The following is a 17,398-nucleotide window of genomic DNA, read 5'->3' on the forward strand; positions in this document are numbered from 1 at the left end:
TATCAACAATGGCTGCGGCTGTATTGAAATTATTGTTATTTGTTGCTACCTTTTGAGCAGCCGTTTTCCGCTACCCCTCCGCCCCGCCACTCCTGCCCTAGCTTTTACCACACCAAAAATCCGGTAGGATTATGAGGCTGCCCGACCTTACGCTCAGAACCCGTGCTGCAATCTTTTCGTTTGCCTTTTTCCTGTTTTCGGCACTGCTGGTATTCCTCTTTTTTTTCCGCATCATACCCGCCAATACCGAGGAGCTGCACCGCCACGGCTATACCATTTTGCGCAACATTAAAACCAACATACAGGAAACCAACCGGCACCGCCACCAGTTTTACGGCCTCATACTGGACGAGCTGGTAAAACCGCTGCAACGCGATATCGAAAAAGGCGCTGGCGCAAAAGCTTTTCAACATAAAAAAGATTCGCTGATTGAACGGGTACGCCAGCGGCTCGATTCGATCAAAAGCCCCGCGATGGTAGTGGATGCCTCGGGCAACCTGCCGCATACTACCGATGCAACAAGGCTAAAAGGTGCGCTGAGCAAAGACAAAGTAAACCTGACGCATGTTGAAAACAACAGCATGCTCTACCAACCCAAAGACACGCAAATTGCCGTGGCCATTGGCGAACCCGCAGCCGATTTTTTGCAGCCCATTTTAAAAACACAAAAAACAGAACTATTCAGCGCTTACCTGTTGCTGGCATCGGCGGGGAGCACCAGCCAACTGGTGTATGTCGATCCGGAACTGGGTGTGCGCCCCGGCACTTTTAACGACACGCAATTTGTGGGCAGCCAGGGGCCGCTCCACTCCAATGTGCGGGATGTGGTGCTATCGGGGCAGGCGTACAAAATGTTCTTTGAGCCTTTTGCCCTAGGCAACCACAACTTGGTGTTGTGCGGTTTTGTAAAAGCCGAAGAATACCAGCGCCGCCAACGCGAATTTTCGCCGGCCAATGTTTCCATTATCGTTGCGTTTTTCCTGTTCCTCATTGCCTGCCTGCCCATTGCCAAAATATTCCTGCTCGACCGCAGCCAGCGGCTACAGCCAAGGGATCTCAAACTACTGGGCGTGGCGCTTTTTATTGCACCTGCCATTCTATCCTTGCTGCTGATGCAGCAAGTGTTGCTCAAAGCCGGCAAACGCCAAGTGTCCGACAACCTCGCGGCAATATCGGCCGAGCTGCGCTGCCAGTTTCGCAACGAAATAAAAGACGCTTATGCGCAGCTCAATGTTTTTGATGAAATGGTAGCGGCCAGCCGGTTCCACCCGAACAACGCACCGTTTTTAAATATTGGCAGTTCGCAGGTAGACGCCACACAGGCTTTTAAAACCTGGATGGCTACCCAACCCGCTACACTTACTTATTACCCGTTCGACCGGGTTTTTTGGATGAACGAAAACGGCCGGCAAATCATCAAGGTAGAATTGGGCAGCAACTACAAAAGTTTTGTAGATGTATCGGAGCGGGATTATTTTAAAACCCTAAAAGAACGCACCGGCCTGATGGTGCCGTTTACCCAATCCGATACAATGGGCCTGCAGCCGCTGTACAACTGGGCCGATGGCAAGTTCCGGTTTTTGGTATCGAAGCGGAGCAAGCCGCAACCCAACACCGATAACGGGAACAAAGACGATCAGCCTTTTGCCGCAGCCATTTCTTCGCTCATGCCATCCGTTAGCCACACAGTGCTATCGTCGGGCTATGGTTTTTGCTTGATTGATGAAGGCGGCAACGTGCTGGTGCACAGCAATATGAACCGCAACCTGCGGGAAAACATCTTTGAAAAATCGGGCAACAGCGCCGATATAGCCGAAGCATTGCTAACAAGGCAGGCCACCGAAAAAACCATGCGCCTGTATGGCAAAAACCAAGTGGTAAATATTGCGCCTGTGGAAGGGTTGCCGCTGTATGCCGTTACTTATTTCGACCGCAACTACCTCGAGGTAATGAACATGGAGTTGCTGACCATTGACATACTGACCATACTTGGTGCATTCCTGCTTTCGTTCCTCATTATCTGGGTGGTGGCGTATGTGGTGCAGTTCAATTTTTCAGCATACCCTTACCTCTACACGCCGCTCGATAATTTAAAATGGCTCACACCGCGGCCGGCTGCCAATTCCTATTTTACCAACGCCACCGGATGCCTGTTGCTGCACGGTTTATTGCTGTCCACCTTCCTCATTATTTTCCGCGATCACCACCTTGATACCTGGCTGTTTGTGTATTTGCTGGTCACTACTATTTTGGGCATTGCATCGTGTATTAAAATTTTGTCGCTGCCCTTTGGCAGTACCGACCGCGACCGGGTTTGGAATGAGCGCATCAACCGCAACTCGTTTGCCATATTTGGTACCGCGGCAGGCGTCGCTGCACTTGCCATGTTCGTGGTGGCCGATGCAGCATTTTCGGCCATCTGCGGCATTGCCCTGCTGGTGCTTTTGTACATGCTTTGGGTAAACCGGAACAAGGATTTTTTGTACCGGCAAATCATACAACGAAAGCTGCGCTCCGGCCTGCAGCCCTATTGCCTGCTGCTGACCGTGCTGCTCACCATGTTGGTGTTTTTGCTGCCCATCATCAGCAGTTGGTACGACCGCAATAACGAGTTGTTTCAAACGCTGAAAAAACAACAATTGTTTTTGGCCAAAGCAATTACCGACCGGCAGAAAAATGTGTGGCAACCCGATGCAAATTTTACCCGATATCCCAAACCCTTGCAAGAGTACCTGTTGCTGCATGCCGGCGTGTACCCTGTGTACCGCGACAGCATAGACCGGGCTTTGCCACAAGCGGTGCCGGGCCAACGGGACAATTACAGCCGTTACACCCGCACCGGCCTCCGCGGCTTTGGCAAAGGATACGAAAACCAGTTTCTGTACACCTCATTGCGGCAAAATCCTGCCGACAGTGCCTGGGCCTGGCTGCGCTATCCCGACTCGGGGCGGGTGCATTTTTGGTATAAAAACATGGGACGGCCCGAGGACTCGATTTACATTGCGTCGCAAATCCCTTACAACAACTTTATCTCCACGCTGTTTCGCTGGGGCAGTCTTGGTTTTGTGCTGATGACGGTGCTGCTGTATTGGGTCATCAGCGGGCTGGCCAACCGCTTATTTCCAAGCAGGTTTTTGCATGCAGCACGTCAGGTTTGGGAAAAAAATAAGGGCGAAAATTTCCGCAGGTTTGGTGTGTATTACAGTTCGGAAATTGCAGAAAAAGCCGACCTACTGGCCAACAAAGAAGACTATTTTAATTACGAGCACAAAGTGATTGCGCAGGCTTCGGCACGCAGCAAAAACTACAGCGAGCTATGGCACGAATGCAATGACCGCGAAAAAATCCTGCTGTATTATTATGCCTGTTACGGGCTTATTAACTACACCAACTCCGCCGAAATTTATAGCCTCATCAACAAAGGCATCCTTATTGCCAGCAGCGACGAACTGAAGTTTTTAAGTCCCGGATTTCGTGGGTATGTGCTGTCGCAAAATGATGGCGGTGCCATTGACCGCCTGTACCACGAAAAAAATAAGAATGGATTCTGGCAGGCTTTCCGCACACCATTTGTGGTGTTCCTGGTGAGCATTGGCGCTTTTGTGTTTTTTACGCAGGAAACAACTTTTCAAAAGATCATTTTACTCATCACCGGGCTGGGCAGCGCATCGTCGCTGCTACCGCAGATTTTTGCAAGCAAGGAAAAGAATAACAACGGCTAATGCTCTTTGTAAAAAGCCTGTGCCGATGGTGCAATAAGACAATATCAACTGCGCATATTAATGCCTGTTACATTATGACGGCATCAATGTGCTGAAATCACCAGTGCTGCTATTTTATGTAAACAGTATCATCGCCAAGCTTGTATTCGAGTGTTGCCGGCTGCGCTTCCTTTCGGTCCCACTTTTCAATGCGGCCGCCGAAAGTAAATATACACTGACCATAAACGGTTAACTTCTGTGCTGCTTTATCCAGCACAATCGTATCTGCGCCTTCAATCTTTAAAGTTCCTGCAACAATAGCTGCATCGCCTTCGATGATTGTTTGCCGGCCACTATCCGTAACCGTGATCCTATCGCTGCTTAGTATGGCCATTTTTGATGTGCCGTCTTGTGCATGCAGATTGGTTGCGGCGGTAAAGGAAAGCAACAGGGCTAACAGATAGGTGCAGGGCCTGGTCATTGTTTTGGTATTAAAGATTTGGAGTAAATTTCGATGCCTTATCGTTAAGTGCAGGTTAACCTTTAGCATGAAGCATTGCAACCCGCAGCTCATAAAAAGCTTTCTATGATGGAACAAACAATCCTGGACTACATCTCCAAATACGTAGTGCTCACCGATGAGGATAAGGCATCCATCATGCAAGACCTGCCTTATAAAACATTGAGCAAGGGCACGCATCTTTTAAGGGAAGGACAGGTTTCAAAAGAATGTTACTTCAACGTGCAGGGACTGATCCGGCAATATGAGCTTGTGGACGGCGCCGAACGAACCACAGATTTTTATACCGAAGGCGAAGCTGTTGTGGCTTTTCACAGTGCATCAAATAAAGTTGCTAGCACGTTTAACTGGGTTTGCGAAGAAGAAACAACAGTGGTGATTGGGCGGCTGGATAAAACACCGGAACTATATGCCCGCAATCCAAAGTTGGAACAAATGTCGGGGCTGTTCATCAGCCGCGAGTTTGGTAAATACCAGGAACTGAGTGCTTCGTTCATTACCCTCACTCCCGAGCAGCGCTATGTGCAGTTACTACAAAAACGACCAGACCTGGTTCACCGGGTGCCGCAGTACCACCTGGCCAGTTACCTGGGCATACAGCCCGAAACTTTAAGCAGGATTCGAAAAAGGCTGGCGCAAAAGGCCTGATTGATTGGTAGTGAAAGAAAGAGCAAGCCGGTTGCGGTTAAACCAAAGATGCAGGCCTAAAATAATTTCTGCACAACTCATGGGCACAATAAAAATAGCAATGATAACATTGTGCACCAGCGAGCCACTCGATGGAAACATGGTAACAATGCTATTGGTAAAATAACCCACACCGGCAACCACCACCAACCAGGCAATCCATTTCGCAGCGCCACCCCATTTCAAAAGAATAGTTCCAAGCAACACCAAGTGCAGCCCAAAGAATATAAGCGCAACTGCAAATCCGTAATGGTGCATTTTTAAAAAATTCATGGCCTCCACCGCCAGTGCCTCCTTGTTTCCAGTCGCAGCTTCTATCGGCAAAGCGTATATATACCCTGCCAACAACAAGCCCACAATTGCCACGCCTTTTATTGCCACATATAATAATCGCAACACCGCCATCGCACCTGCTATCAAGTTATTTGCAGGCCTCAACAATGCGTAAAATGCAAATGCCAGCAACACATCCAACAAGATGATTACGACAAACGCAACAATACCCGCACTGAATAGCGGCAATGCCTGAGCGATATTTGTATGAGTAATACCGGATCATTCCATGAGATCAACTTGTTGCGCACCACAAACTCTGCAAACACACCCAACACAAACATCAGCAACAAGCTGCTTGTAATTATTGTGATTGCGTTGCTTTGTGCCCTGTTGCTTTTGTTTTTGATTACCATTACAAGTTGTTTCACACAAATTGCAGCAATGCTTTTACAGCGCTATTGACTTAAGTCAAAATAATCTGCGTTTGCAACACATCACGCCAGCACTAATGATCCGTCAACGATAAACCACGAAAACAAAAATGCCGGCCACTCGGGAAACATCCCCAGGCGGCCGGCATTTTACTATCATCTATCATCTACCAACGATCATCTTCGCTACTGCGCCAGCGAAATCCGCACCTGCGCACCGGCCCTTGTAGTGGTAATGGGTGCCGAGGTGGCAATCTTCGGAATGCTGCGGTTCTGCTCAAAGAACAGGCGGAAGTTGATGCGGTTGTTGATCACATAATCTATGGATGGCGCCAGGCGAATTACTTTTTGCCCGGCGGTGCCAAAGGCGGTATTCTGGTCAAGTTTGCTGTTGGCCGTGGCGTCATCGCGCAAGCTAAAGTCGAAGCGGAAGGTAACGTCGTTGTTCAGCGTACGCTCCTTTTTTCCCAGCTTGATGTTTTGCAAAAACGGTACACCGCGGCGGCGCCAGTTGAGGCCCAGCGTGTATTCGGTGCTGCGGTTTTCAGCCAGCTGGTAGTCCACCAGGCTCAGGCTCAGTTGCCGGCTTTTGCGGTATTCAAAGCGGGTGCTCAGCTGGTTGGTAAACGTCATATCCACTTCAATGAGCGGTGCAAACTGCTCCGATATAGTTATGTTAGGCACCAGGAAATACGGAATGTAGTTGCCGGTCAAAGTATCGCGGAAATAAGGCATGCCCACCCGTAGGGGATCCTGGAACAGGAGCGCCGTGTTGAACGAATTCATACCCAGCGTGCTGCTGTACCCGTGCCGGATGGTGAAGTTTGTAAAGATCTTATCAAGCCCCGGGATCCTCGAAAGGCCGTTGTAGCTCAGGTTCCAGTTGGGCCGCGGCACCAGGCGTGAGAACGGGTTGGCCCGCAAGTTCGGGTTATCATTCCGTACGAGCTTTACACTAGCCGGGTCTTTCTTGGTGTATGCCGCCAGGAACGAAGGGATGAGCACATCCTGCGCATAGCGGCCATAGCCTTCAACAAAACCCTCGCTGTTGGGATCGTCCGGCGCATACCCATTTTCCTTGCCCAGTCGTTGCGACAGCAAAGTACGGTTGGCTTCAAACTGGCGGAACGTAGCCGACACTTCATTCGGGTCGAAAGGCGTGAACAGGGTTTGATAAGAAATATAAGAGATCGAGAAAGAGCCGGTGGCGTAGGGGTTGAACCGGTTCAGCCCCGATGTGCCGCTGGTGTCTTTATACAATTCCGAATACTGCTTTTCAAAGGTCTTGTCCAGGTTCAGGTCAATGGTCAGGTCGCGGATGGGGCTCAATTGAGCCGTGATGTTCAGCTTTTGGCTATACCGCTGTTGTATCATGGCATTGAACAGGGCACTTCGGGTTAGCAGGCCTTGAGCACCCATGCTGTTGATGTCGCTGGTATCGGGCTGGTAACCCAGAATGTATTTCCAGTTCGGGTTCTGGCTGCGCAGGTTCATGCCCAGCACCTGTGTGCTGTCGAGGTAGCCGGGCAGCAGCGTACCCAGGTCTTCGGTGTATTGCACACCCACACGTTTCAGCGATGTGGCCAGTTGCAGCAGTGCTTTTGGTACCGCACCCAGTTGCGGCGGCGCACCGGGCACTTTTACTTTTTTACCGCTGGAGTCGCGCTGCGCTGTGGCCGGTTGCTGGCCTTGCGGTGCTGGCTGCGCTGGCGTGTTGGCAGCCCGCAGCAGGCCCCACTTATTATACAGTTGGTCAAAATTAAACTCGCCGGTTACGTTGCGGGTTTGGCCGTTCAGCAGCGTGTTGCCCAGTTCGCGGGCCAGCAAGGATGCAGCCACCCAATCGTAGCGGGCAGTGTAGTTGAGCCGCACGGTAGTCCAATCCAACAGCGGCAATTTTGCCGTAGGCAAATTATACGCAAGGGTAATGTCGTGGTGGTACCGCGTGGTGCGGCCACCTTTCAGCACATTTTCCCGCACCGAATCTTTCTCGCCCTTGGTGTCGATGCGGCCAAATGGCTCATCCACCCGCGCATTGTTGATGGCGTTCAGGTCCAGCGTCAAGGAACGGGTCAGGTCCCAACGCATGGTAAAATACCGGTCGAAATAAAAATACTTGTCGTAGGTCTCTGGTATTTTATACGGACCGCCACCCACATTGCGTGCCCTGAAGGCGCCAAACTGCCGGAACAGGTCGGCCTTGAAAGAGAACATGGAAGGCTTGTAGTTAAAATTAAAATCACGCACCAGCGACAGCCATGGCGATGGCGATTTGATCAAACCCTTAAACGGTTCCACAAACCGGGGCTGCGGTGCATAATTGTAACCAATGGCGGCCCTGGTGCGGCGCAACTCTTCCGATTCAATGATCGGGTTGGTGCGCTGCTGGTGCGTCATCGAGTAATTCAGGTCGATATTGGAAATATCCCAGGGCTGCGATGGCTTGCCGTTGGTTTTGTTCTTTTTTACATTGGTAAATGTTACCGTTTTAATGGTCAGCTCGTCCACTGCATCGCGGCGAATTGAATCGCGGTCCTTGCCCGATGCGGCAGCATTCAGCTTATCGTCCAGTTTAATGTCCAGGTCGTACGGATCGTACTCCGGCGTGCTGGTGGTTTTTGAAACACCTGCATACACCGGCACCTGGATGGCTGCTTCTTTCGGCAGCAGTTTGCCCAAGTCGAGGCTGGCACTTACATCAAACTGCGAAAAGTCTTCGCGGCTGCGTTCGTTTACCCGCTGCTCCAGCGCACCAAAACCACGGCTACGGCGGCTACCTGTAAACGAGATATTACCCAAATCGGCCAGGCGCAGGTCCACTCGGCCAACAGCAGCATAACCGCCTTTCTCATCGAGGCGGCCCAGGCGCAGCTCGTTGAACCATACTTCGGTACACACATTGGTGCTGCGGCGGTTTTGTACGGCCAGCAACATGCCCCGCACTTCGCCCAAGTTGGGGTTGCCCAAAATAGCAAACTGCTTGCCTTCAATTTCCTCGCTGTAATAAGCCGAAGGCGAACCGCCACCCGAGTTGCGGCGCAGCTTCAACTGCGTCAGCAGGTCCAGGTCAAAATCAATATTATTGGCGGCGGGCCAAATGGCCAGCGAATCCATTGCACCCCACTGGGTCATTTCAAGGGGCACTTTTATTTCGTAGTAGTTCGAAACAAAGTCGTTACCAATCCGCATCACGGCATAGAGGTCGCCGTTCCGCACATCATTGGGGTTGTTTACCGATTCGGCGTGCACAAACATCTGCAGGCGGCCGTACTGGCGCATGTCGAGGTTCATGGTTTTAAATACACCGCGGGCTTGCTGCTGCGGCAGGTCGCATACCTTCAGGCTCAGCGACTGCTCATTGAGCAACAGCTGTACGTTGTTGTTCGAGATCTGCTGCTGGCGTTCGATGCCCGGCGGCTGTGCATATTTAATGGGCTGGCGCTGGTCGTTTTCTTCCAGGTTCACGGCCAGGATATCGGTGGTAACCGGGTCGTTTTGAGGCAACGGCACGTAGTTGCCCGAAGTATCGGTTTCGTAGGTAAACTTCCGCCATTGGTTGCGGATCAGTTCCAGTTTACCAAAACGCAACACCGCCGTGTCTTCAAAATTGGTGAGGAACATCCGGATAAAACGAATGGATTTAAAGTCGGGGATATTGCCCACTTTAACGTCGTAATCTTTTACCGGGATGCGGAACAGGTACCAGGCTTCGTCGCGGCGGGTGCCGTCGGCAAGGTCCACCGTTACCACGCGTTTATCGGTAATAAACCGGTTGGTGCGGGCATCCATATCCGGCTTCAATTCCACGCGGTATTGAAAATATTCTTCTGTTTCGTTCAGCGTGTTGTCGCGGTTCAGTTCTTCCTGGTCGGGGTACAGGGTAAATGCATTGGTAAACTGGTCGGAGTTGTTGGCCACCGGCGAGTTGCCATGCGGGTTGTTGATCGCTTTATAACGCTCCAGTATACCCGAAGATGTTTTGTCGTACAGCGGGTCGCGGTAACCGCGGAAGTTATCACCCGACGGATCGTTCAATGCGTTTTGGTAAAACTCGGAGTTGGCACCAAACACCGAACGCACCTGCTCGAGGTAAGGCGCAAAATGGCGCACCTCGGCCGAGTCGGTCAGGCCGTCGAAGCCGACATCCTGGTAAGGCCGGTCGGCCGGGTCGTTGCTAAAAGCATTGGTTACCTGGATAGGATTGCGCGGCACCACACCCCAAATGGTTGGGTCCACGGGCAGTGCGCTGGAACTGGGCGCCGGCAGGCCGTTTTCGTACATGCGCTTGCCGTCTTTCAACACGTCTTCGGCAATGTTACCGAGGTTAAAATACAGCTCACCGCCCTGGCTGCCAGGTTTACCAATAAACGGATCCTGCACCCAAAACTCGATGAACTCGATGTTGCTGGTTTCAAAATCGGTTTGGTCAATATTGCGCATGATGCCGCCCCAAGCTTTCTTGGGGTTCAGCAGGCGGCCGCGGCCATCAATGCGGCTGCGGTCGGCCAGGTAGTTGTACGGCCCTTTCTCGGTGGGGTAATAAGCCAGGTCAAAAGTATTGAGCAGGGCCTGGCCCACGTCGTTGGTGCGGTTAGGGAAAATTTCCCGTTGAAACACCTGGCGGGTTTGCGGCTTCGACAACTCCCTGGCATCCTTGATCGGGTTGTTGGCATCGCGGCGCTCCTGCAGGCGGGGCTCGATGTTGTACCAGGCCAGGCGTGCCCGGTTGAAACCGGTTTCCAGGCTGTTGCTCAAATTGGCTTCGGGGAACAGCTCCTGCCCGTTGCGGTCTTTTGCGCCACGGGGCACCGATGATAGCGTCCAGCTCACCAGCGGAAAACGCAGGTCGATGGAAGACCGGGTGCCCTCAAAATCATCTATATATACCACGCCCTGGTTGCCCTTGCCAATTTGCGGGGCATGGCCAGGTTGCAGCATGGCTGCCTCGCCGTAAGCAGTGATGCTGGAGGTGGCGCGGGTAGTATAAAAAGGCAATTTATCGAGCCACTTGGTGAGGCGTGGAATTTCGTTGCGGTAGTCAAAATCGAACCCGTACATGGTGTTGCGGATGGGATCGTCGCCGTAAGATTGTTTGGTAAAAAACGGCCGTTCGCCCAGGCGCACCATGGTGGCGCCCACCGTCAGGTTTTTATTCCATAAATAATCGGCGCGGAAGGCAGTGTAGTTGCGGGTTTGAAAACCAAAATTTGCCTGGTTTTCGTACTGCACCTGCACCGGCACACCGGAACTGAGGATGGCGGGATTGATGATGCGCAGTGTGCCGAGGTCGTAGTTGATCTCGTAGTCAATATTTTCCTGCAACACTTGTCCGCCGGCCATTACCGAAACCGATCCGCGGGGAATGTTGAAACCCAGTTGATATTCGGAGTTGGCGCCAGCCGATTTAGAGCGGCCCTGCAACTCAAACCGGTTCAGGTTGGCATAGGTCTGTGCAATGGCTTTGATGGTATCGTACAGCGGGTAAAACAAGGTTTTGCGCCGCGCTTCGTCTGATATAAATACGGTATCCAGGTCGCGGCCGAAAGGCTCGAGCACCGGGAACACAATGCGGCTTTGTGAGGAAATAACGGTAAAGCCTTCAATAAAGTCGAACACGCCATCGGGCTGCGGGTCGTTCTGGTTGTTCAGCCTGTCCAGGTTTACTTGTTGCAGCAACGGCTGTCCGCGCAGTTCTGGGCGCACCACGTCTTCGGGCAGGTAGCGCTTTTCGCCTTTGCTGGGTTCTTCGTATAAAATGTTCAACTGGAAATCCTGCCGCTCCAGCTGGCCAAAGCCCACACTGTAGACGTTTTTCATCATCAGGTCCCACAGGGGCAGGTTGGGGCGTTGCGAGGTAGCTTTTAGCAGTTTCAGGAACAGCACATTCTGGCTGTTGCCGGTGCTGTCGGGCGGCACATCCTGCGAAAATTCACCCACCTGAAACACACGGCCGTTATAGGTATATTGAAATGCAACACCCAACACTTCGTCGGGTTGCAGCGGCTGGTTTAAAGAAATAAAACCAATCTGCGGGTTGAAGTAATAATCGGTGGGCTGCAGTTTGCGGGCAAATGTTTTTTCAAATTCCTGCACCGGCTCCAGGCCCAAACCGGTAAGCACGCCCTGCACCTGTGTAGAGTTGCGGGCACCCGGCGTGTTGCGCAGGGTATTGTACAAACTGTTCGAACCGTTATCAGGGTAAGGCGTTTGCGAGCTGCCCCACCGCTGGTTATATGGGTTGCTTTCGCCCAGGTCCATAAACGACACCACATCGCGGGTGTTGGTGGTGGCGCCGGTGCGGTTGGTTACCCACACTTCCACACGCAGTATCTGCACGTTGGAGGTAACCACGGGCAGGCGGCGCATGGCCTGGTTAAAATTGCTGCGGAAATATTGCGAAAAAAGAAAGTGACGGTTTTCTTCGTATTCGTCGGCTTTTACGCTAAATGTTTGCGCAGCCGTACCACCCTGCAGCGCCAGCGTTTGCCGCTGCGAACGTTGGTTGGCCAACACGCCGGTAAGGTATAATTTACCAAACTGCAACTGCGTTTTTACACCAAAAAGCGCCTGTGCGCCGGGAATGAGTGAACCTTTGGAAGAAAAAGAAACGTTACCGGCTTGGAACTGTTTCAGCACTTCATCATCCTTGCCGTTGTAATCGAGTTTGAGCTGGTTTTCGAAATCAAAATTCGCCAGCGTGTTGTAGTTGATCGGTAGGCGTATTTTATCGCCAATAATGGCGTCAACCTGTAGCTGCGCATTCATCGGGAAATCGAGTCCGCCAAATTTGCGGGCCCGTTCGGGCAGCGTTGGGTTTTTAATATTTTGCCCCTGGTAGCCAATACCCAGGTCCACATAACCCGATGGGCGAATCTCCACTTTGCCGTTGCCGGTAATGCGGTTTACCCAATCTTTTGAAAAGCCGAAAACCGGCTTGTCGTTGCGGCGGTTCAGGTTGGTGAGCAGTGCAGAGCGCTGCCGAAAATATTCCTGCTCATCTTTGCGGCCTTGCAGCTCCACAAACTCTTTCATCGAAAAAGTCATGGGTGTACGGTAGTTGCGGCTGCCCAGTTTTTCAACAATGTAATATTGTTTGGTAACGGGGTCGAACTCCACGCGGCGTTTGACAAAAGAAGTATCGGAAAGCTCGAAAGGGTTACGCAATGGGTAAGTGTACGGATCGCCGCGGCGGTCGCGGAGCGGGTATCGTGCAGTGTCTTGGGTGCGTGGTGCGGTGGTGTCCTGTAACCAGCCCAGGCTAGACGCAGGTATACCGGCATGCAGTGGCAGGGCTGAAGTGGTCAATAGCAGGAACGCTACCAACATCCGCAACAAAGAGGTAGAATGGTGTGCCAAGTCTAATTTTCTCAACTATGGTGGTTTCTAAAAGGATATCAGTGTTTCAGAGAAACTTCAAAGCGCTTTTGATCAGTTCTTCTACCGGCAGATCGGGGTGCTGTTGGGTGGCTTTTTTCAAAGCACCTTCGGCCGCCTGACGGTTGATGCCCAGCGCTATCAGGGCATTTAACGCATCGGCCTGCAAGGTATTGCCTTGGGGCAGCGAAATATTTGCATCGAGGGGTTGTTTAGCCAGGCGGTCGCGAAGTTCTACCACTACCCTTTCGGCTGTTTTTTTACCAATGCCTTTGATGGCCTCCAGGCTGCGGCTGTTGCCCTGTACAATGGCAGCACTCAGTTCTTCGGGTTTCATGTACGAAAGCATTACGCGGGCTGTACTGGCACCAATGCCCGACACGCCAATGAGCTGCAGGAACATGTCCCGTTCGATGACGTCGTAAAAACCATAGAGGATATGGGCATCTTCCCGTACCAGCAGGTGGGTAAACAGGGTGCCTTCTTCGCGGCTTTGGATCTTGGAGTAGGTATTGAGGCTGATGTGCACATCGTAGCCAACACCATTTACGTCGATGATAACGGATGCTGGTGTTTTGTGGGCAAACTTGCCCTTGAGGTATGCGATCATGCCGCGAAGATAGTTGACGGCTTGGAGTTGGCGGTTGACTGTAGCAAGCTGATAGATGATGGGTGAAAGATGATAGACCGAAATGGAAAGATGGTCGGCGAATGCCGCAGGGCTTGTTTTAGAAAAGGGGCCGGCTTCCCGCCATTTTCAAAAACCTAACAATCAACTGTCAACTGTCAACTACCAACTCCCAACTGTCATCTGTCAACTATCCCTTAGCTTTGCCCACTTTATTTAAAAGGCAAGCAATGATCGAGAAAAAAATAACTGCAGCCATTACCGCCGTGGGTGGTTATGTGCCCGAGTACCGGCTTACCAACGCCGAGCTGGAAACGATGGTGGAAACCAACGACGAATGGATTAAAACCCGCACCGGCGTGGAAGAGCGCCGCATCCTTAAAGGCGAAGGCCTGGGCACTTCCGACCTGGCGGCACCGGCCATTTTGCAGCTCTGCGAAAAGCGTGGCATTTCGCCGGAAGAAATTGATTGTATCATTTGCGCCACCGTTACCCCCGACATGGTGTTCCCCGCCACGGCCAATATTATTTCGGCTAAAATAGGCGCCAAAAACGCCTGGGGCTTTGACGTGGAAGCCGCCTGCTCCGGGTTTTTATACAGCCTTACCGTAGGCGCATCGCTTATTGAAAGCCGCCGCTACAAAAAAGTGGTAGTGGTGGGTGCCGATAAAATGAGCGCCATTGTAGATTATACCGACCGCACCACCTGCATCCTGTTTGGCGATGGCGCCGGCGCCGTGTTGCTCGAGCCCAATACCGATGGTTTTGGCGTGCTGGATTCCATCCTGAAAAGCGATGGCAGCGGCGTTGAATACCTGCACATGAAAGCTGGCGGATCGCTGAAGCCCGCTTCGGCAGAAACCGTGGCCAACAAAGAGCATTTTATTTTCCAGGACGGACAGCCGGTGTTTAAAGCAGCGGTAAAAGGCATGGCCGATGTAAGTGCCGAATTGCTGGAACGCAACAAGCTTACCGGCGACGATATTGCGTGGCTGGTGCCGCACCAGGCCAACAAACGCATTATTGATGCCACTGCCAACCGCATGGGCATCAGCTCCGAAAAAGTAATGCTCAACATCAGCAAGTATGGCAATACCACGGCGGCTACTATTCCGCTGTGCCTGTGGGAGTGGCGCCAGCAACTGAACAAAGGCGACCTGATTGTGCTGGCTGCGTTTGGCGGCGGATTTACTTGGGGTGCTACCTTGGTGAAATGGGAGTATTGATTGAGCCTTTAGTTGCAATTTGAACCACGGAGACAGGAAGGGCACGGTTTGATGCGTTACTGTATTCGATGCTCAAATATTTCCTTGGTTTCTCTATAAGCCTTTCGGCAAATACATTGTAAAAATGCCCCCGCAACCGGGGGCATTTTTGTGCGGCCACATTTCGGCTACCGGGCAGGTTTGCATATTTATTTACCTAAATAACATATAGAAAATACATTGCAGCATAGCATATATAACTATGTTTGCCGCGACGATGACCACCGGAAGCAAACTGTTGATACCCGCCAACCTAAAGCAAAATAACCTGGACCTGTTGCGCCAATTGCTGGCCATTTTTGTTTTATACAGCCACTGCTACATCATCTTTTTTGGCACCATGGATAGGGAGCCGGTAAAGCTTTTTTCCGGCGGGCAAACCGAACTCGGCACCCTGTCGGTGTATTGCTTTTTTATCATTAGCGGGTTTTTAATTGTACGCAGTTTTCAAAACAGCAAGTCCAGAGCGGGTTACTTCAATAAAAGGCTGTTGCGCATTGTGCCGGGCTTTGTGGTGGCCGTGTTGGCCAGTGTGTTTATTGCTGGTCCGCTGGGCACTACCGATGCAGCCTTTGCTGCCGAACCGAGTAAAGACTATTTCTCCAGTTTGCCGTTGCCCAGGTTTGCGGTTGAATTAGTGACCTTGCAAATGCCCGAAATTTCTTTTGCGTTCAATACGCTTCCGGTGCCCGGCGTGCCCAACGGTTCGCTGTGGACCATTCAACACGAGGTACTATGTTACCTGGCGGTGCCGCTGCTGGCAGCCATAGGGTTGTTTCGGAAAAAATACCTGTTGCCCGTTGCATTTGTCCTTGCATTTGGCACAATGCTGTTGCTTCAGTTGCCGCAACTGGCGTACTACCATTATGTAGATACGCACCTTATTAATTTTCCCGGTTACCTGCCCACTTTCCTGGTTTACTTCATGGCCGGTGCATTTTGTTACTTAAAACGCGAATCGTTGGTGCGGAGTAAATGGTTGGCCATTGCAGCAATCTTGCTTATTGCGATCACGGCTAGGTTTGGCGGTTTCAATATTGTGTTTCCTTTTGCCGGCACTTATCTCCTGTTCTATATTGCTTTTCATCCCACCATTTTGTATCCGCATTTTGCCCGCCGCGGCGATCTTTCTTACGGCACATATTTGTATGCCTGGCCGGTACAGAAACTGGTGCTGTTTTACTTCGACCAAGCGCTTCATTTCAATTTATTTTTCATCCTGTCGCTGGCGTTAACGCTTGTTTTTGCATGGCTTAGCTGGCACCTGGTGGAGCGGCCGTTTTTGCAATTGAAAAAAGCACCGCAGGTAAAACCGGCACCGCTGCCGCATGCTGTTGCATAACACAAAAGAAAAGGCATTTGTACACTTAAAAACACGCCGCTCAATCCATTAACGTTGGTTAAGAAACGGCTTGTTAATTAACCCGTTATGCCCCGCCATTAACACCATCCGGCACCTTTTTGGCTTTATGTGCGGCACAAACAAAAACCGCACATCACCATGAAAAAACCATTACTTTTTGTGCTTTCCCTGATGATGGTAACAGCGTCTTTTGCGCAGATCACCATCCGCATCGGGCGGCACGATGCACCGGCTTCCTGGAGCCCTGCAACACAACAAAATTTCGCTTCATCATCGGAGGCGCAGCAATATGCCCAGGACATCATCAACGTGGTTGGCCTCAAGCCCAATTTTGAGATCATGGCGTCCAACAGCGTGGACAATGCCGCAGCCGTAACCTACGGCGGCAAACGTTACGTGTTGTTCAACCCGCGCTTTATTGACGCACTGGTGCAACGCACCGGCAACAAATGGGCAGCCATATCGGTGCTGGCCCACGAAATTGGTCACCACCTGAATGGACATACCGTAAGCGGCCAGGGCAGCCAGCCAACCGTGGAATTGGAAGCCGATGAATTTTCGGGCTTTGTGCTGCGCAAAATGGGTGCTTCGCTGCAGGATGCGCAGGCTGCCATGAAGCTGCTTGCATCGCAAACGGCCAGCCGTACCCACCCGGCCCAGTACGACCGCCTGGCTTATATTGAACGCGGCTGGCGCAATGGCGGCGGCGAAAGAATGAACGACGTGGCAGTTGGCCGTCCGCAGCCGCAGGTGCAACAACCCACGGTGCGTACCCAACCGGTGTACCGGCCCCAAACCCGCAGCACCACGCCTGCACGCAGCATGGCCAGTGTGATCGGTAAGGTTCGGTTTAACGCCAATCCTTATGCGCAGTATTTTGTAACCAACAGCTACCAGTTGGTGCAAGTGCAAAACCAGCAGGTACGCACCATAGGTAAAGTGGCGCGGCTCAATAGCAGCCAATATCCCTACGTGATCTACGATGAGCAAAACACCCAACTGCTGGTGAACAGCAGGGGCGCCATTGTTACCCGCCAGGGACGGCAGGTGGGCCAGATGAGTGCTTACAACGGATAAATGGATTGGAACATACACCTTATTATCCCCAACACTTTGAAAGACAAAAATGCCCCGCTTCATGCAGGGCATTTTT

General features: G+C 51.7%; 9 protein-coding genes. 5 read left to right on the top strand and 4 right to left on the bottom strand.

Annotated elements, in window-relative coordinates:
- Positions 1 to 131: 131 nt before the first annotated feature.
- Positions 132 to 3,722: a cache domain-containing protein gene (locus EPD17_RS17890; RefSeq protein ID WP_132055885.1), complete on the top strand. Its 3,591-nt coding sequence runs from the start codon at positions 132 to 134 to the stop codon at positions 3,720 to 3,722.
- A 109-nt stretch (positions 3,723 to 3,831) separates the two neighbouring features.
- Here EPD17_RS17890 and EPD17_RS17895 read toward each other — a convergent pair whose 3' ends face one another.
- Complete coding sequence (locus EPD17_RS17895) at positions 3,832 to 4,182, bottom strand: hypothetical protein (RefSeq protein WP_132055886.1); 351 nt, start codon at positions 4,180 to 4,182, stop codon at positions 3,832 to 3,834.
- A gap of 105 nt (positions 4,183 to 4,287) precedes the next feature.
- On the opposite strand from EPD17_RS17895, the gene EPD17_RS17900 reads away from it, so the two are divergent.
- Positions 4,288 to 4,869, top strand: coding sequence for a Crp/Fnr family transcriptional regulator (locus tag EPD17_RS17900; RefSeq protein ID WP_132055887.1), 582 nt, complete (start codon positions 4,288 to 4,290; stop codon positions 4,867 to 4,869).
- Here EPD17_RS17900 and EPD17_RS17905 read toward each other — a convergent pair.
- The 3 genes from EPD17_RS17905 to ruvA all read right to left on the bottom strand — a co-directional run bounded on the left by EPD17_RS17905 (position 4,831) and on the right by ruvA (position 13,599).
- Positions 4,831 to 5,430, bottom strand: coding sequence for a DUF4386 domain-containing protein (locus EPD17_RS17905; RefSeq protein ID WP_165929656.1), 600 nt, complete (start codon positions 5,428 to 5,430; stop codon positions 4,831 to 4,833). The two genes, EPD17_RS17900 and EPD17_RS17905, sit on opposite strands and share 39 nt — an antisense overlap.
- 371 nt (positions 5,431 to 5,801) lie before the next feature.
- On the bottom strand, positions 5,802 to 12,986 hold the full coding sequence (gene sov, locus EPD17_RS17910; protein WP_240040665.1) for a T9SS outer membrane translocon Sov/SprA: 7,185 nt from the start codon (positions 12,984 to 12,986) through the stop codon (positions 5,802 to 5,804).
- Positions 12,987 to 13,017: 31 nt separating this feature from the next.
- A complete protein-coding gene (gene ruvA / locus EPD17_RS17915; RefSeq protein ID WP_132055889.1) occupies positions 13,018 to 13,599 on the bottom strand; it encodes a Holliday junction branch migration protein RuvA in 582 nt (193 codons plus the stop codon).
- 248 nt (positions 13,600 to 13,847) lie between these two features.
- Between ruvA and EPD17_RS17920 the strand changes: the two genes are divergently transcribed.
- The 3 genes from EPD17_RS17920 (at position 13,848) to EPD17_RS17930 (ending at position 17,322) form a co-directional block, all read left to right on the top strand.
- The gene (locus EPD17_RS17920; RefSeq protein ID WP_114234790.1) at positions 13,848 to 14,843 is read left to right on the top strand and encodes a beta-ketoacyl-ACP synthase III; all 996 of its coding nucleotides are present in this window, start codon (positions 13,848 to 13,850) and stop codon (positions 14,841 to 14,843) included.
- Positions 14,844 to 15,099: 256 nt separating this feature from the next.
- Positions 15,100 to 16,224 carry an acyltransferase family protein gene (locus EPD17_RS17925; RefSeq protein WP_165929657.1) on the top strand — a complete coding sequence of 375 codons (1,125 nt, stop codon included), beginning with the start codon at positions 15,100 to 15,102 and terminating at the stop codon, positions 16,222 to 16,224.
- A gap of 159 nt (positions 16,225 to 16,383) precedes the next feature.
- Positions 16,384 to 17,322: a M48 family metalloprotease gene (locus tag EPD17_RS17930; protein WP_132055891.1), complete on the top strand. Its 939-nt coding sequence runs from the start codon at positions 16,384 to 16,386 to the stop codon at positions 17,320 to 17,322.
- Positions 17,323 to 17,398 lie beyond the last annotated feature (76 nt).

Origin of the sequence: Pseudocnuella soli, assembly GCF_004347775.1 — a bacterium.
Classification (GTDB): Bacteria; Bacteroidota; Bacteroidia; order Chitinophagales; family Chitinophagaceae; genus Flavisolibacter; species Flavisolibacter aquaticus.

Coding starts and splice junctions, on each gene's coding strand:
- ruvA (WP_132055889.1), bottom strand. CDS start 13,599: ATGATCGCATACCTCAAGGGCAAGTTTGCCCACAAAACACCAGCATCC.
- EPD17_RS17895 (WP_132055886.1), bottom strand. CDS start 4,182: ATGACCAGGCCCTGCACCTATCTGTTAGCCCTGTTGCTTTCCTTTACC.
- EPD17_RS17890 (WP_132055885.1), top strand. CDS start 132: ATGAGGCTGCCCGACCTTACGCTCAGAACCCGTGCTGCAATCTTTTCG.
- EPD17_RS17930 (WP_132055891.1), top strand. CDS start 16,384: ATGAAAAAACCATTACTTTTTGTGCTTTCCCTGATGATGGTAACAGCG.
- EPD17_RS17900 (WP_132055887.1), top strand. CDS start 4,288: ATGATGGAACAAACAATCCTGGACTACATCTCCAAATACGTAGTGCTC.
- EPD17_RS17920 (WP_114234790.1), top strand. CDS start 13,848: ATGATCGAGAAAAAAATAACTGCAGCCATTACCGCCGTGGGTGGTTAT.
- EPD17_RS17925 (WP_165929657.1), top strand. CDS start 15,100: ATGACCACCGGAAGCAAACTGTTGATACCCGCCAACCTAAAGCAAAAT.